This window comes from Rhizobium sp. WYCCWR 11128, assembly GCF_013416305.1.
GTDB classification, from domain to species: domain Bacteria; phylum Pseudomonadota; class Alphaproteobacteria; order Rhizobiales; family Rhizobiaceae; genus Rhizobium; species Rhizobium indicum.
Genome location: NZ_JACCEZ010000011.1, coordinates 182,362 through 198,499, shown reverse-complemented (window position 1 = coordinate 198,499; position 16,138 = coordinate 182,362). Strand labels below are relative to the sequence as shown.

The following is a 16,138-nucleotide window of genomic DNA, read 5'->3' as shown; positions in this document are numbered from 1 at the left end:
AGCATACCAATGCACGGACAAAAGCGAATTATGGTAACCGGCGGCACCGGGTTTTTGGGATCATTCCTGTGCGAAAGGCTTTTGCGAGAGGGCAATGACGTCCTCTGCGTGGACAATTACTACACCGGTTCGCGCGACAATGTGCTGCATCTTCTTGACGATCCTCGCTTCGAGGTGCTCCGCCATGACATTACCTTCCCGCTCTATGTGGAGGTCGACGAGATTTACAACCTCGCCTGTCCAGCATCTCCGGTCCACTATCAGCACGACCCCGTGCAGACTGTGAAGACCAATGTGCACGGGGCCATCAATATGCTCGGCTTGGCAAAACGCACCAAGGCGAAGATCTTCCAGGCATCCACAAGCGAAGTTTATGGCGATCCGGCGGTCCACCCTCAACCCGAGGAGTATCGAGGCAGCGTCAATCCCATAGGACCGCGGGCATGCTATGACGAAGGCAAGCGGTGCGCCGAGACGCTGTTCTTCGACTATCATCGTCAATATGGCGTGGAAATCCGGGTCGCGCGGATCTTCAATACCTACGGTCCGCGCATGCAGACCAATGACGGCCGTGTCGTCTCCAATTTCATCGTTCAGGCGCTTCGAAACGAGCCGATCACCATCTTTGGCAACGGCAGGCAAACACGATCGTTCTGCTATGTGGACGACCTGATCGACGGCTTTATCCGTCTGATGGGCGCGCCCGCTGGGGTCACGGGGCCCATCAATCTCGGCAACCCCGGAGAATTCCAGGTCCGTGAATTGGCGGAAATGGTGGTCGAAATGACCGGATCGAAGTCCGGCATCGTCTTCAAGGATCTGCCAGTTGACGATCCGACACAGCGCAAGCCCGATATCAGCCGCGCAACGCAACAACTGGGCTGGCAGCCGAAGGTGAACCTTCGTGAGGGGCTTGAGAGAACGATCGCTTATTTCGAGTGGAAGCTTTCCGGCGGCGCAAGGAACTGGCCCAGCGCCAAGTCCTCGCAAGAGGCTTATCCGCATCTGGCGTCCGCGAACGTCGAACTCACTGCTCCTGAAGCCATTCGATAGGGACATGAATAGCAACGTTAATGATCGAAAACCGCGGCTCGTTTTTTTTCAATGGGACCATCAGCCCAATGCGACCGCGGCCGGTTACCTGCTGCTGCACATGCAGCAGCAGGTCAAATGCCTCGCAACACATTTCGATGTCGTCGTCATTAACCGCGACTGCGACTATGCAGAGATATGCGACAGGTACGAGCCGGATCTGACGCTGTTTGAAAGCGGTTATCGGTCGCATGGGTCGCGTCGGATAAAAATCACCAACACCAATACCCATATCGCCGTTCCGAAGCTTGGCCTTCATAACGCCGACGCATGGTGCGATCGACGCGCGGGCTTCCTTTCCGATATGCAGCAGTGGGGCATCGAGACGTATTTCGCGATCGCAACGATGACTCCGGAATATATGCCGGCGGTGAAGGAGAATCTGTTCGTCTGGCCAAATTTCATCGATCCCGAAGTCTACCACGACTATGGCCAGCAAAAGGTCATCCCGGCCATGCTCACAGGTCAGGCCTACGGCCTTTATCCCTGGCGACAGACGGTCTTTCCGATGATCCGCGACCGTTACCCCTGCCTGGTCTCGCCGCAACACGCCTATGAGAGCAAGCTAGCTTCCCAGCTCCTGTCTGGAGAGGCTTATGCGCGCGCGCTCAACGCGAGCCTCATCGTCCCCACATGCGGCACTATGGGCGGCGAGGTCGTACGCAAGCACTTCGAGATTCCCGGGGCAAATGCCTGTCTCGTGACCGAACGCACGGCAGCAGTGGAGGCAGCCGGCTTTGTCGACATGGAAAACTGTGTCTTTGTTGACGGCCACAACGTCGTCGAGCGACTAGATTACCTTTTTGCCCATCCCGACGAAATACGGCGTATCACGACAGCCGGTTACAGTTTGATCCATGCGTGTCATACACTGAGCCACAGGCCGCAAATATATCAGTGGTTCATGCTGAACAAAGGCCTGCAGTTCGGCGAAAAGATCATCCAGTCCGGCCCCTTCGGCGATCTTACAAAGGTCCAGCGGATCTCCAAGCAAGAGAGCGTCCATGTCGTGGGGGAAGCGAGCGATCGCGCTTTGCTGAAGCAGGGCGACCTGCTTCTCGAGCAGGGCAGGGTGGAGGAAGCCAAGCAGTGCTACGCGCGCTGCCTGGACTATGTATCCTACCTGCCCGAAGCCAAATTCCGCCTTGCCATCTGTGCATTGCAGGAGGGCGACGCCGATCGCGCCTATGACCTTCTGGTGGATCTGGTCAAGGTGACCATGACCGAATATGGGGCACTCACCCCGGATCCGGCCGAGTGGGCGTACTTCCTTCTCGCTTTGATCTGCAGAGGCCAGTTTGAGCGGGCGCGGAGGCTGCAAGATTTCTATCCATCTCTATCCCACGACGAATTCAGGCGCGCGCGCCTCGTCATCGCGCAACTCGGTGGCTCAGGCGATGGGGTCGTGTCGGGACGGTATGGCAGGGATCGAAAAAGCATTCATCAGATTCCCGATCGGAGCGATTCCGATTGGCTTGCATGGTTCTCCGATATTCTTGAGCGCTGTCAGCAGCCAGATCTTGCAAATGTTCTTCGTCGCGCTCCCGTCGGAGGAAGCAACGCTGGCGAGAAAGTAACATTTCTACACTTCAAACGTGATGCTGGTTGGCGTCTGCGACTATATTCAGGCGTCGATGGCCTGATGGTCAGACTGCGCCTGAATGGCCTGCGGCCGAATGTACCGCCGCTGCCTGAGTTCCGATATTTCTGGCATCTTGCGCGGGGTCTGGTCCCCCATTCGCAGAGAGGCCCGTTGCGCAGGATCCGAACAGCGCTTTCCAGGCTTCCTATGGGCACCGGCAATTAGCTGTGGGAAAATTGCACATGCAGACAGTCTCACCTGGAGAGGCGTGCATGACAAACTTTCCAGGTGAGGCTGAAGATGCAATCGCGGACTCGGTGGCGTATTTGCCGTGCAGCCACCGAGGATGTTTAGAGCGAGAATGCGCTCCTGATGCGATCCAAGATCTGATCGGCCGACCGCATCAGCACAGGCTGTTTGTCGCAGAGCCGCCCGAAAGAAAAAGATCGTTGAGCTTGAACACGACTTCCGTTCTGTTCGTCGCTTTGACCTTTTTCATAATATTGCGAACATGCACCTTTACAGTGCTTTCTCGCAGGTTGAGCTCATAAGCGATAATTTTGTTTGCCTTTCCGCGTCGGAGCGCCTCCACGACTTCGACCTGACGATCCGTGAATATGCCGGATAGCGGGCGTGCGGTCGAATTGCTCGAGTCCAGCAAGTGACGCATGGCAAACAGGGCGCTTGCAGGCACAAAAATTCCTCCTGCCACCGACAGCGCGATCAGCTCCATACAGACGCTGACGCTGACTGAGGCGGGTATGAACCCTTTGGCTCCGTACTCAAGTGCCCTAACGATTTGACCGAAATCGTCGCTATCGGCCAATACGATGAGTGGCGTCGATGCGAATTCCGACGAAAGCTTCCGGATTTGCTCCGAAACGGTCGGTTCATCGATCTTTTTGCCGCCGACGTTCAAGAGGATTGCCGAAAGCGGAGGATATTCGTCGCGCTTCTGCTTCCACTCCTCAATTGATCCAAAAGCCAGAATCTGCAAATCCGCTTTTTGGGCAGCCATGCATTGCGCCAGGCATTGACGATCGAGCTCACGATTATCGAGAATGACAAGAGAATGCGTGTGTCTTCCCGGCACGGCAGATGTGTTCGGATTATCTATCCTGAGGGGAAGAGCTACGTTCTCCTGCCTGAGGTCCAAATTCGATATAAGTGCTGAATTCACAGCTTCACCCTCCCCTAACACGTTACGCTCAACTACGACCCGAGTACCGACCCCTCTCAATACGGGGGTTTAGGAAACTCTAAAGTAGGAATCGAATACCACAATTCGCGGAGCGTTACAGTAGCTAATATAGGCTAAGTAGCGCGCAACTTCCATTGTAAGCCGGAAATAGAAAGATAAATCTGAAGTAGTCTTGAGTGTTACTAGATAGATTGCAGAATAAACTTCATCGTTACACCGTGCTTTGCGACGGGCCACTAAATGCATGGAAACAATCGCAGTCTCCGGCGTAGGACCGGCAACGGATGCGGTAGGTGAGCCCGCCACCAACGTTGGTCTATGTATGAACATGGGCGTAAGTCATCATAAGTAGATACGCCTTTAGGTGAATAACCTTAAACGTTTTGTTTCTTTACTCAGATGCAGAAAACAATTCTCTTTGGGATGTAGAAAAATATTAGTCCTGTCGGTGTGAAACCTTGGGTGCAATTAGGCGATTGTTGGTTTCAACTGAAAGTCTGGACCTGTTCAAGAGTTAGGGGTTTTGCAGGGATGATTGCATCAAACGTCAAGCTGGATGACGGCACCATTATCCACCATCCGGACCTCGTGAATCTTTACGGTTGTACGATCGGTGCCGGAACGCGCATCGGCACCTTCGTTGAGATTCAGAAAAACGTCCTAGTCGGAAAAAGCTGCAAGATCTCCAGCCATTCCTTCCTCTGTGAGGGCGTGACGCTGGAAGACGGCGTTTTCATAGGCCACGGGGTCATGTTTACGAATGACATATACCCGCGCGCCGTCAATCCGGATAGCAGCCTTCAGACGGAGGCCGACTGGATTGTCGTCCCGACCCTGGTCAAGCGCCATGCGTCGATCGGCAGCAACGCCACCATTCTGCCTGGCGTCACGATCGGAGAGGCTGCGCAGGTCGGCGCTGGAGCGGTTGTAACAAAGGATGTGCCCGATGGCGCCATTGTCGCTGGCGTTCCGGCCAGGATGATCGGTCGCGTTAATGACGGGCCAGTCGACATGCACGCGTTGGGAGGAATGAAATGATCGGCATCGCTGTTGTTGGGTATGGGTATTGGGGCCCGAATCTGGTTCGCAACATCTCGGAGGCGGCCGGAGCGCAGCTCATTTCTGTCTGTGATCTCAATGTCGAACGGTTGGCGGCTGTCAAAAGCCGGTATCCCGCGGTGACGATCACCGATGATTTCGAGGAAGTGCTGCGCGATCCAAGAGTGGATGCCATCGCTATCGCGACGCCAGTCTTCACCCATTTCAAGCTCGCAATGCAGGCTATGATGGCCGGAAAGCATGTCTTCGTCGAAAAGCCGATGGCATCGACGACGGAGGAAGCTTCGCGGATGGTCGAAGAGGCCACACGCCGACGCCTCGTGCTGGCAGTGGATCATACCTTCGTCCACACCGGCGCCGTCCGCAAGATGCGCGAACTGGTCGAGAACGGCTTAGGCGACATGTATTATTATGACTCGGTTCGGGTCAATTTGGGGCTCTTTCAGCATGATGTCAGCGTCATCTGGGACCTCGCGGTGCATGATCTCTCCATCCTGGACCATGTTGTGCAGGAAAGGCCGGTGGCTGTTTCAGCGACAGGCATGAGCCATGTACTCGGCGAGCCGGAAAACATCGCCTATCTGACGCTCTTCTTCGAAAGCAAGCTCATCGCACACATCCACGTCAATTGGCTGGCGCCGGTCAAGGTGCGCCGCACGCTGATCGGTGGCAGCAACAAGATGGTCGTCTACGACGATCTGGAGCCCAGCGAAAAAATCAAGGTCTACGACAAGGGCATCACGCTGAACCCCAATTCTCAGGCTTATGGCGAGAAAGTGCATCAGATGATGGTCGGCTACCGCAGCGGCGACATGTGGGCGCCCAAGCTCGATATGACCGAAGCACTGAAACGCGAACTGGATCAGTTCGTCGAGTGCATCGAGCAGAATTCGCGGCCCATTACGGACGGCCATGCCGGCCTGCGCGTCGTTCGCATTCTGGAAGCAGCAAGCCGGTCGTTAGCCCAGCGCGGCCGCATCATCGAGCTCGAAGAGGCAAGGCGCATCGCATGATCCCGTTCCTGGACATTAAGGCACAATATCAATCAATCAAGGGTGAGATTGACGCCGCCGTGCTCGGCGTCCTCGCCTCGGGGCAGTACGTATTGGGCGACGAGGTCGCGCATTTCGAGCAGGAATTCGCCGACTATTGCAACGTCAAGCATGCGATAGCCGTCAACACCGGAACGAGTGCCTTGCATCTTGCCCTGCTTGCGGCGGGCGTTGGTCCCGGCGATGAGGTCATTACGGTGCCATTCACGTTCGTCGCAACCGTGTCGGCGATCTGCTACACGGGCGCACGACCCGTGTTCGTCGATGTTGAGCCCGTGACACTCACGATGGATCCGGCGGAGGTCGAGGCAAAGATTACTCCCCGCACCAAGGCCATTGTTCCCGTCCATCTCTACGGTCAAATGGCCGATATGGACGCGATCAAGGCAATTGCCGACCGCCACGGGATACCCGTCATCGAAGACGCCTGCCAGGCCCATGGCGCGCAATACAAAGACCACCGCGCCGGCAGTATCGGCCTATCCGGCTGTTTCAGCTTCTATCCGGGCAAAAACCTCGGCGCCTGCGGCGAGGGGGGTATGGTCGTTACCAATGACGATGATCAGGCCAAGACGATGCGCATGCTGCGAGACTGGGGCCAGGAGCAGCGCTATCACCATCTGCTGAAGGGCTTTAACTATCGCATGGACGCCATTCAAGGCGCGATCCTACGTGTCAAGCTCCGGCACCTTGAAGCCTGGACCGAGGCGCGTCGCAGTCATGCGCGCCGCTATTCTTCGCTGCTTGCCGGATCGACGGATTTGACAATCCCTGTCGAAGCAGCCGACCGGCGTCACGTCTATCATGTCTATGCCATAAGAAGCCGTGATCGCGATGGGCTTCAACGCCTGCTCAGCGCGGAAGGCATTCCGTCCGGGCTCCATTATCCCATCCCTGTTCATCTGCAGAAAGCCCATGCCGACCTTGGTTACCAGGCCGGGGATTTCCCGGTCTCGGAAGCCGCGGCACGGGAGGTCCTCTCGCTGCCGATCTATCCAGAGATGCCTTTACGACACGTCGACCAGGTGGCCGCCGCACTGGAGTATGCTTATGTCAGTTAACCGCGCCGGCGAGGCTCGACTGGTTCAGGCGGTCCATGGTCGCCATGAAAGGCCGGCAGATCCTGGCTACCAAACTGGGTTGGTCGAAGAGCTCAGGCAATCATACGGGCGCGCTGGTCTGATAGACCTTTACGGTCGTTTCGCCACAGGCGACGGTGTCGTCGACACACTGATGCGGAAAGCCATCTGGCAAGCGATCGCGCGGAGCTGCGGCGCGGGACTGCAGGTTGCGGGCGGCGCCGGTTTCAAACATCCTGAAACGTTTGAAATCGGCAATGGCGTGTTCATCGGCGCTCAGGCCTATATCCAGGGACGCTTCGACGGCACTTGCGTAATCGGCGACAATGTCTGGATCGGCCCGATGGCCTATTTCGACGCACGCGACCTGGTTATCGAGGATTGTGTCGGCTGGGGCCCTGGCGCCAAAGTGCTTGGGTCGACCCACACCGCACTGCCGGTGGATGTGCCGATCATTCGCACGGATCTCGAAATCAAGCCGGTTCGCATCGGCGCATGGGCCGATATTGGAACGAATGCAACTATTCTTCCCGGCGTGAGCATCGGAAAAGGGGCGATCGTCGGAGCAGGCGCAGTCGTTGTTTCCGATGTCGAACCGTTTTCAGTCGTGGCGGGTGTGCCGGCGAAGTTCATACGCTGGCGCACGGAAGCCGATCCTGTGCTGGATATATCGCATGGAGGAAGATCGTGAGAGATCAACGGGTACTCATTACCGGCGGGGCCGGCCTGATCGGGTCGCATATCGCCGATCTCGTCGCATTGGAGAAGCCGCGCGAGATTATCATCCTCGACAACTTCGTGCGTGGACGCCGGGACAATCTCAGTACGGCAATAGCTGGCGGGTCCGTCAACATCATCGAGGGAGATATTCGTGACAGAGCGTTGTTGGCGAAAACCTTCGAGGGCGTGGATATCGTCTTTCACCAGGCGGCCATCCGCATCACGCAATGCGCCGAAGACCCACGGCTTGCCTTCGATGTACTGGCCGAAGGCACGTTCAATGTTCTCGAAGCTGCCGTAAAGGCAGGTGTGTCGAAGGTCGTCGCTGCCTCTTCTGCCTCTGTGCTGGGTTTGGCCGAGAGCTTTCCGACCACCGAAGCGCATCATCCCTATAATAACAGGACGATCTACGGGGCGGCCAAGACGTTTAACGAGGGGCTGCTTCGCAGCTTTGCGGAGATGTACGGCCTGCGCTATGTGGCGCTGCGCTATTTCAACGTATACGGGCCGCGAATGGACGTTTACGGCGCCTATACCGAAGTGTTGATCCGCTGGATGGAGCGCCTGGCGACCGGAATGCCACCCCTTGTCTATGGAGATGGCAGCCAGACGATGGACTTCGTCGATGCACGTGACATCGCCCGGGCAAACCTGCTGGCTGCGAAGAGCGATGTCACGGATGAAGTGTTCAATGTCGCGAGCGGCGAGGAAATAAGCCTCCTGCAACTTGCGCAGATGTTGAGCAGCATCATGGGTGTCTCACTCGAACCGCAGCATAAGGAAGCCCGCACGGTCAACGGCGTGACCCGTCGTCTTGCCGATATCAGCAAGGCCGAGAAGCTTCTGGGCTTCAAGGCGGAAATATCGATGGAGCAAGGGCTTCGAGACCTTGTCGCATGGTGGCAGATGAAGACCGCTGCGGCAGGAGGGCAAGCTGCATGAGCTCGTCTCTATCAACGATTCCGGTCGCCAAGCCCGTCCTCGGAGAAGAGGAGGCTGAGGCCGCGCGCCGTGTAATTATGTCAGGATGGGTTACGCAGGGGCCGGAAGTCGCGGCCTTCGAGGGCGAATTCGCGGCCTTTGTCGGCGCTGCACATGCCTGCGCCGTTTCAAACTGCACGACCGCACTGCATCTCGCCTTGATGGCGGTCGATGTCGGCGCCGGCGATGAAGTCATCACGGTCAGCCATTCGTTCATCGCCACCGCGAATGCTGTTCGATACTGCAATGCGGTGCCTGTCTTCGTCGACATCGAAGCAGATGGTTACAATATCGACCCCAGCCTGATCGAAGCAGCCATCACGCCCCGCACCAAGGCAATCCTATGTGTGCATCAGCTTGGCATGCCTTGCGATCTCCGCTCCATCGTGGAGATCGGCAAGCGCCATCAGCTCCCGGTCATCGAAGATGCGGCATGCGCGACGGGAAGCGAAATCCTGTGGGACGGGCGTTGGGAAAAGATCGGCAAGCCGCATGGCGACATTGCCTGTTTCTCCTTCCATCCCCGAAAGGTCGTCACGACAGGTGATGGTGGCATGTTGACCACCGCCAATCCCGAATATGACCGGAAATTCCGGCTGTGGCGTCAGCATGGCATGAGCGTTACCGATGCTGTTCGCCATGGCTCGAAGCAGGTGATTTTCGAAGACTATGACGAATTGGGCTACAACTACCGTATGACGGACCTTCAGGCTGCCGTCGGAAGGGAACAGTTGCGGCGGTTGCCGGGGCTGATTGCACAACGGAGGCGGCTTGCTGGGCAATATTGTGAGCGCCTGTCTACGATCCCTGGGATCTCACCGGTCGAGCCGCATTGGGCTCGCAGCAACTGGCAGAGCTTTTGCGTGAGACTGCCTGATGCCGTCGACCAGCGGACGGTCATGCAGGCATTGCTCGATCAAGGGATCTCGACCCGGCGCGGTGTGATGAATATTCATCTGGAAGGTGCCTATTCCGACCAGAGTTCTCATCGCGCCGCCACAAGTCTGAAGCGAGGCGTGGCAGCGCAACGGCAAACGATAGTTCTGCCGCTTTATGCTCAGATGACGGATCTCGACATCATCAGGGTTGTTGAAGCACTTCGAAGCTCATTGGCTGAGGGGGCCAGCATACCCGCCGCCGTACAGCACGATCGGGACATCGCGCTTGTATGATTTCCTGATTGCGTGATGCAATCTTCGTTGTGCCGAAGGGCCTGATGCGCATCGCCTTGATGCGCATTTTTTGTTAGAGCCTTTCCTGATCAGATTGCAGCATTCTGTTGGCTCAAACGGAGTCGGATGGTCGACCGGCCGGCGCGCGTCGTAGCCCAGTTCTAGGGCCAAGCCGGCCGGTCGATCAGGCGGCCCGTTTCAGCCAACCCGAAGGGCCGGGCATCTTTCCGCCAGGATCAGAGAGCCCCACGCCTTCTGGCCCAAGCAGAACGGCCAGGGCCTTGTTGCGAATGATGCTCAAAGCGACGTTCACGAGCGAGGAACCGCCCATCAGCATCGTCGACTTGAGGTTCTGGGTATAAGTCTGCCCACTGGCTGGGATCATGCGCAAAGTCATCAATTATCCTAGCCGCTATGCTGTGGGACGGGATCTCCGGCGCGCTGTCGCCGACATGTTGCCCAACGCCACTTCGAAGATACGCGGCACAGGCATTGCTGTTGGGGCAGGAAGCGAATTCAAGACCTGGTCGGGTCTATGCCAGCTTGTATCAAGAGCGATTTCTCTCGCGCTGGTGGTCTGAGCGCCTCGGCGCTGCTCGATCGCCCACTGGGGGTTCGTTTGCAATACGTGCTTTTCGCGGGTCACTGGCTTGCCTGACTGGCGTGTGTCTCAGTTTCACGCGGCAGGTCGGCAGGGGCGGCCCGAGACACGCCATCCGCAATGCGGGTTCGGACGATCCTCACCACATCACCCGGTATCAGCGCCGTTGTTTCGGAGGCCTGGAACTGCTTGATTTGCCCTTCGTTTCGCCGGCTCACCGTAAAGGTCAGCGGGAGCTCCTCGCCGCTGGTATTCGAGCTTCCCCCTGCCGCGAGCTCATCGAGAAGCAGTTTTTGCGTTATCTCGCGCTTCAATTTGAACTGATCGAGACTTGCCTGTTCCGACTGCAATTCGGAAGCGACTTCGCTTCGCCGCGTGTCATAAAGCCCCTCGAGATTTCGCGTTGTCTCACTGATCGCCTGACGGCCCCGCATGATGGCGGTGACAAGGTCGAGCCGATTGGAGCGGTAGGTGGTGAGCAACCGTTCCAGATCCAATTGACGCGACGAAACGGTGAGGCCTTTCGTGACCAGCGTTTTGACGCTGGTCAGCTGGTCCTCGATCGATTTGATATTGTCTTCCGAGCCTTGCACCTTCTCGCCTAGCATGCCGACTTCACTGTTCAAAAGATCACGCAATTCCGTGAGCGCCTTCGACTGCCTGTCCAGCGCATTTGCACGAGCCTGAAAAATGACCCGTTCCTCGTTGTATATTCCCGCAGCGTATTGCTGATCGACGCCGAGCGTCTGATCGAACGTTATCTCCTTCGCCCCGGTCATCTCTGCTTGGAGCCGTGCTAATTTGGCAGTGCTGCGCAGCAGCGAGTGGTCGACGTCTCGCAATTCGCCTGCGAGTTTGATCGTCTGCGATTGCTGCAGACTTGGCGCGCGCAACGGGCCGCCGCTCAGTGCCAGTGATTGCAGGACGGTCAGTCCAGGGCGGAATTTGTATTCCCCGGGCTTGGTTACGTCTCCGACGACGTAGATTGGTGGGTATTCGAGAATTTCGATGGTGACCGCAGGTGCCTGAACCAATCCGATTTTTTCCTGCAGGCGCTTGGCAATCTCATTGGTGAGGCTGGTGTTATCGCGATTGCCGACGGAAAGGGATCCAAGAAAGGGCAAAAAGACAGCGCCTTCATCCGAGACGGTGTATTCGCCGCCAAGCGCATCCCAGCGTTCATATTGGCCTTTGGACTGCATCCATTGGACGATCGTCAGGCGGATTTTCGTTTGCGGAGTCAAGGGGGCGCTATCGGCGAGAGCTGGCGACACAGCTCCGGCAAGAAAGGCGAGTGCACCGATGACAAACGTCGCGCGAAAGAACACGTGTGGGGCGCGGTGCGATGAATTCATATACATATATCTCGCCTGCAAAACATCCTTAAAGGGATGCTGGTCCAACTGCCTTGATTCTGTTCGCACGCCGGACGACAAGTCCGAAGCCGCGTCCCTAGTGTGCAGTCTGGCGACGCCTTGAGGAAGGTGGAGATCGTTTATTTTGCCTCATCACTATTGATGAGGTGGGGCGGGTACTTCAGCCTAAATCCAACAGAAACACATATCTTCGGCGCGACACCGAGGCATCGCCCGGGAAAATCAACAGGTCATGAGATCCCAGCGGCTTATGCCATTGCACGAACGGTCCAGTGCGTGGCTTCCTGCTTGGGGGGCCAGCCATGCGGCGATGTCGAAAAAAGACACCGCTTGCGGCTTCAGGCCTTGTACAGGATGCGGCGCATCTTGCCGACCTCGCGCATCTCGCCATCACCTGGGCCATGCAACACGCCCGTTTGCCCAAAGGATGCCGCCCTGCAGAGCGAAATTCGTAGGATATACTCTCCCATTTTCGACTATACTTCACAGTTGCGTATCGCATGATCCTCATACATTCGACCCTGACAATCTCGCGAGAGAGGTGCCTGCCATGTATCGCAACGCTCGTCGGTGGACTTGGCGCTCACTCCTGGTGGATTCCTTGGTTCCCCGATGGTTGACCGTCGGCGGAAAGGGAAGGCAATCGAGTGCGGCGGCTGGCGGCAATGGTGTCTATGCGTATGGCGGGTCCGCCACCACAGGTCTCTTCCCGACCAGCACCTATGATCCAGCGAACTGCTATGCCGATGTGGTCTTCCGGCCGCAGCTCGTCGCGTGAAGTGTCTTCATCGGGAACCTCCTTGGGCAACAAGAGTGGCCGCGATATCTGTTTTGTTGTCTGGGCTTTGGAAATCCTCGCGGGAGATCTCGGCCTCCAGCGTCTTGCGGCCGAGCATGCGTTCCAGCTCACGCACCCGCTCTTCGAGCGTCTTGACCTCGGAATTGCCGACGACAGGTTCGTTGGACATAAGCCTGTCCTCAAGCCTGTGCTTGAGCCTTTCTGCTTATGCCGACTGTCTGGTCGAAATGGGGGCAGTTCACAGGAAGAGCGAATTAGCAGACCCCCAATTGGAGGATGAATGGCCGCGCCGATGCAATCAAACGGGCAGTGATAGCCCCCCGCTACGTAGCCGAAAAGCGGTCTAAGTCGGGCCAATGGGCCGTTGAGGGAAACCTACTAAGGGTCTATAAAGCTTCGCGATAGGTCGTTGCAGAACGCTGGTTTCGTACTGTCATCGGAAGGCTCTGAAATTATAGGCTCCCGAAACGCGGCCACGCCCAGCGAATAAATAATCACTACGTACCAATGTGGGATAACGGTCAGGGGGACCCATGCAAGGCAGTGTCAAGAGTGGCGCGCAAAAGATACCCACTTCGTCGAACGAGGAACACACCTATTATGTTCTCCTTAGAGGGAGCGCCACTGTTGGAAATACGCTGACCGCAAATGTTTTCAATGAATGCGGCCAAAGTCCTGAGAAGGAGGCGGCTTACGGTTGGCAGCAAGAAGTTGACGGGGCATGGACGAATATTGCCGGAGAGACGAGTGCTCGCATCAGAATACCGTCGGGTCTTCTTGGCAGACAAATCCGAGCTCTAGCAGTCGTATCCACGACCGAGGGCCTTAACAACTTCACCAGTCAGGGCATCAGAGTGGACGCTCAAAACTCAATTGTAATCGAAAATCTAAATGCCGGAACAACTGATTGGAAGATTACAAATTTGGCGACGAACCACGAGATCGAGGCTTATGCGGATGCAACAAGTATAAATGCAGGAGACCCCTTGAACCTAAAGGTTTCTTTGTCTTCCGCTGGACAATATAATCTTGAGGTCTATCGCCTTGGCTACTACGGCGGTGCAGGCGGTCGACTTATAGCCAGCGCGCTCGGTCTAGACGGGTTAACTCAATCAAGCCCCACCATGACCAATCCTGGCACGCGTTTGATCGAATGTGTATGGGACGTATCGTATGAACTGAAAACATCTGCAGCTTGGACAAGCGGGCTTTATGTTATCAAGTTAACTGATTGCAGAAGCGGCAAGCAGTCGCTTGTCCCGTTTGTTCTGCGCAAAGACAATCACCCCAGCGACATAGGCTTTCAGGATGCAGTAACGACTGCTCAAGCGTATAATATATTCGGAGGCTTCAGTGTATATGATGCTAATAGCACCAGTAACACAAGAGCATATCAGGTAAGCTTTGATCGCCCCTATGATGCCACCCATCTCGGATTCAGCAATACTGATGGTTTCAATTGTAATAATATGCTCACTTGGGAGTACAACATGGTCCGCTGGTTGGAGTCGCAGGGTTACGACATATCCTATTACACCAATGTGGATGTTCACAGCAACCCTTTACAAATTCTTTCGCACAGAATATTTCTTTCGGTAGGTCATGATGAGTATTGGTCGATGGAACAGCGTAATAGAGTTGAGTCGGCACGCGATAATGGTATTCATCTCGCCTTTTACTCTGCTAATACTGCTTATTGGCAGGTTCGGTTCGACTGCTCAAGCCGGGGGCAGTCGAACCGCGTTGTTACCATATACAAGGATTCATCGGGTATTGGCGCCGGCCTATCTCTCGATCCGGTGGCTCAGCTAGATCCTCCTGCGTCAACTTCAGTGTTTCGCTCTAAGGAGGTCAATAGACCGGAGAATGCACTGATGGGGGTGGGCTATGTATCCGATCAAGGTAACATCTATGAGGGGTTTGATTTCATCGTTTCTAATGCTGCTAACCCTATCTACGCGCACACAGGTTTAAGAAACGGCGATAGGCTGAAGGGACTGGTCGGGTACGAATGGGATGCGGTTCTAGACAACGAAGAATCTCCCGACGGGCTCGTCATTATTTCGAAATCCTCTACACGTGCCAACGAAATTCTCCCACCACTGCCGGGTGGCACACGTCCAAATATCTCTCATGCTATCTGTTACAGAGCAGTGAGTGGAGCGCGAGTGTTTTCGACTGGATCAATTCAATGGGTATGGGGCTTAGACAACAGCTGGGCTTTCCAACCGCCTCAGCTCACGAGAAGTTGGCGGAGAAGAATAAAGAACTGGATAAAGGGTTTGGTGTCTCTAGTCGTTACTGTTCCGATAAGGAATATGCCATGCGTAGATAGCCGCGCGCAGCAGATGACGGTCAATCTTTTTTCCGAAATGGATGTAAGACCGCAGACCCCCTCCTCTTGGCTTACTTTGTCGTGATGAACCGCCGAGTTATCTGCCAACGCTTTGAAGGTATGCGAGTGAGGACCAGAGATGATCGTATCATGAAAACAGATCAGCTTTGCCAACGACGAGTACGTCGATGAGAAGGGCAAGACACGACGCTAGCGGGTTTCCCCCGCCAAGGGAGTCGTAGGGAGTTCAGTAAGGCTTCGCCGAGGCGGACGCTGTTGCGGGGAGATGGAGGCGTTATGAAAGCAGTAGATAGAGTTGCGCGTGGGGCGCGTTGGCGCCTCAACGCGCTTTTGGAACGCGCCCGTCGGACCGCCTACCCAGGGACCGTTCGGCAGGCTTGGTCAAGGGTGCGCGCCGAACACCTTTCTTACACGACTGATCGTCAACTTAATCAATTGCTTGAGGTAGTGCGTCGTACCGCCCCGAGCGGAGCGCTGATCATTGAGGCAGGTTGCGCGCGCGGCGGTTCAGCAATTCTCATGTGTTCCGCCAAGTCGCCTCAGCGCGCTATACGCGTGTACGACCTGTTCGAGATGCTCCCTCCGCCTTCGGAGCACGATGGCGACGACATGAAAGCTCGGTACGCTGAAATCACTGCCGGCGAAGCCGTCGGCCTTGGAGGCCAGCAATACTATCTCTATGATGATGACCTGATGGCGACGGTGACGAACAACTTCGCTAGGTTTGGTTATCCCGTCGAGTCCAACAACGTCCAACTGATAAAGGGTAAGGTGCAAGACACGCTTACAGTCGCCGAGCCGGTCGCTTTGGCCCATATCGATGTTGATTGGTACGAGCCTGTCAGCGCCTGTCTAGAGCGGGTTATGCCTCATCTCATCGTCGGCGGCGCTGTCGCACTTCACGCCTATTCGGATTGGTCTGGGTGCCGAAAGGCGGCAGACGATTACTTCTCTCGCGCAGGACGGGAGGGACTGGACTTTGACCTCTCGGCTGGACACATGCTTGTGACCCGAACGCACTGAACCTTCTCCGTCCAAGAAGACATTTTTGGGACGGCACCTCCTGCA

Annotated in this window: 13 protein-coding genes and 1 pseudogene; 10 read left to right on the top strand and 4 right to left on the bottom strand. The window is 56.2% G+C overall.

Annotation, left to right across the window (positions count from 1 at the left end):
- Window positions 1–9: 9 nt before the first annotated feature.
- Window positions 10–1,053 carry a UDP-glucuronic acid decarboxylase family protein gene (locus HX898_RS27385; RefSeq protein ID WP_138390057.1) on the top strand — a complete coding sequence of 348 codons (1,044 nt, stop codon included), beginning with the start codon at window positions 10–12 and terminating at the stop codon, window positions 1,051–1,053.
- Between the two features lie 4 nt (window positions 1,054–1,057).
- The gene (locus HX898_RS27380) at window positions 1,058–2,899 is read left to right on the top strand and encodes a glycosyltransferase (RefSeq protein ID WP_180196324.1); all 1,842 of its coding nucleotides are present in this window, start codon (window positions 1,058–1,060) and stop codon (window positions 2,897–2,899) included.
- Window positions 2,900–3,077: 178 nt separating this feature from the next.
- Here HX898_RS27380 and HX898_RS27375 read toward each other — a convergent pair whose 3' ends face one another.
- Complete coding sequence (locus tag HX898_RS27375; RefSeq protein WP_138334189.1) at window positions 3,078–3,854, bottom strand: response regulator transcription factor; 777 nt, start codon at window positions 3,852–3,854, stop codon at window positions 3,078–3,080.
- A gap of 552 nt (window positions 3,855–4,406) precedes the next feature.
- Here HX898_RS27375 and HX898_RS27370 point away from each other — a divergent pair.
- The 6 genes from HX898_RS27370 to HX898_RS27345 are packed head-to-tail and all read left to right on the top strand — an operon-like array spanning window position 4,407 to window position 9,938.
- Window positions 4,407–4,913, top strand: coding sequence for an acyltransferase (locus tag HX898_RS27370; protein ID WP_138334187.1), 507 nt, complete (start codon window positions 4,407–4,409; stop codon window positions 4,911–4,913).
- Window positions 4,910–5,947 carry a Gfo/Idh/MocA family oxidoreductase gene (locus tag HX898_RS27365; RefSeq protein WP_138334185.1) on the top strand — a complete coding sequence of 346 codons (1,038 nt, stop codon included), beginning with the start codon at window positions 4,910–4,912 and terminating at the stop codon, window positions 5,945–5,947. The genes HX898_RS27370 and HX898_RS27365 overlap by 4 nt, the downstream gene beginning before the upstream one ends.
- Window positions 5,944–7,047, top strand: a complete 1,104-nt coding sequence (locus HX898_RS27360) for a DegT/DnrJ/EryC1/StrS family aminotransferase (protein ID WP_138334183.1) — start codon at window positions 5,944–5,946, stop codon at window positions 7,045–7,047. The genes HX898_RS27365 and HX898_RS27360 overlap by 4 nt, the downstream gene beginning before the upstream one ends.
- On the top strand, window positions 7,037–7,756 hold the full coding sequence (locus tag HX898_RS27355; RefSeq protein WP_138334181.1) for an acyltransferase: 720 nt from the start codon (window positions 7,037–7,039) through the stop codon (window positions 7,754–7,756). Before HX898_RS27360 ends, HX898_RS27355 begins: the two co-directional genes overlap by 11 nt.
- Entirely contained in the window at window positions 7,753–8,727 is a 975-nt protein-coding gene (locus tag HX898_RS27350) for an NAD-dependent epimerase/dehydratase family protein (RefSeq protein ID WP_138334179.1), read from the top strand. Before HX898_RS27355 ends, HX898_RS27350 begins: the two co-directional genes overlap by 4 nt.
- On the top strand, window positions 8,724–9,938 hold the full coding sequence (locus tag HX898_RS27345) for a DegT/DnrJ/EryC1/StrS family aminotransferase (RefSeq protein WP_180196323.1): 1,215 nt from the start codon (window positions 8,724–8,726) through the stop codon (window positions 9,936–9,938). The genes HX898_RS27350 and HX898_RS27345 overlap by 4 nt, the downstream gene beginning before the upstream one ends.
- Window positions 9,939–10,179: 241 nt before the next feature.
- Here HX898_RS27345 and HX898_RS27340 read toward each other — a convergent pair.
- The 3 genes and pseudogenes from HX898_RS27340 to HX898_RS27330 form a co-directional block, all read right to left on the bottom strand.
- Window positions 10,180–10,335: pseudogene (locus HX898_RS27340) on the bottom strand (O-antigen translocase); the annotation flags it as partial.
- A gap of 245 nt (window positions 10,336–10,580) precedes the next feature.
- Complete coding sequence (locus tag HX898_RS27335) at window positions 10,581–11,894, bottom strand: polysaccharide biosynthesis/export family protein (protein WP_138390061.1); 1,314 nt, start codon at window positions 11,892–11,894, stop codon at window positions 10,581–10,583.
- 806 nt (window positions 11,895–12,700) lie between these two features.
- Complete coding sequence (locus HX898_RS27330) at window positions 12,701–12,883, bottom strand: hypothetical protein (protein WP_246697997.1); 183 nt, start codon at window positions 12,881–12,883, stop codon at window positions 12,701–12,703.
- Between the two features lie 364 nt (window positions 12,884–13,247).
- On the opposite strand from HX898_RS27330, the gene HX898_RS27325 reads away from it, so the two are divergent.
- Together HX898_RS27325 and HX898_RS27320 are read left to right on the top strand one after the other, a co-directional pair.
- Window positions 13,248–15,134 (top strand): N,N-dimethylformamidase beta subunit family domain-containing protein, encoded by a 1,887-nt coding sequence (locus HX898_RS27325; protein ID WP_138334174.1) that lies wholly within the window; start codon window positions 13,248–13,250, stop codon window positions 15,132–15,134.
- Window positions 15,135–15,346: 212 nt separating this feature from the next.
- Window positions 15,347–16,093, top strand: coding sequence for a TylF/MycF/NovP-related O-methyltransferase (locus HX898_RS27320; protein ID WP_138334172.1), 747 nt, complete (start codon window positions 15,347–15,349; stop codon window positions 16,091–16,093).
- Window positions 16,094–16,138: the final 45 nt, after the last annotated feature.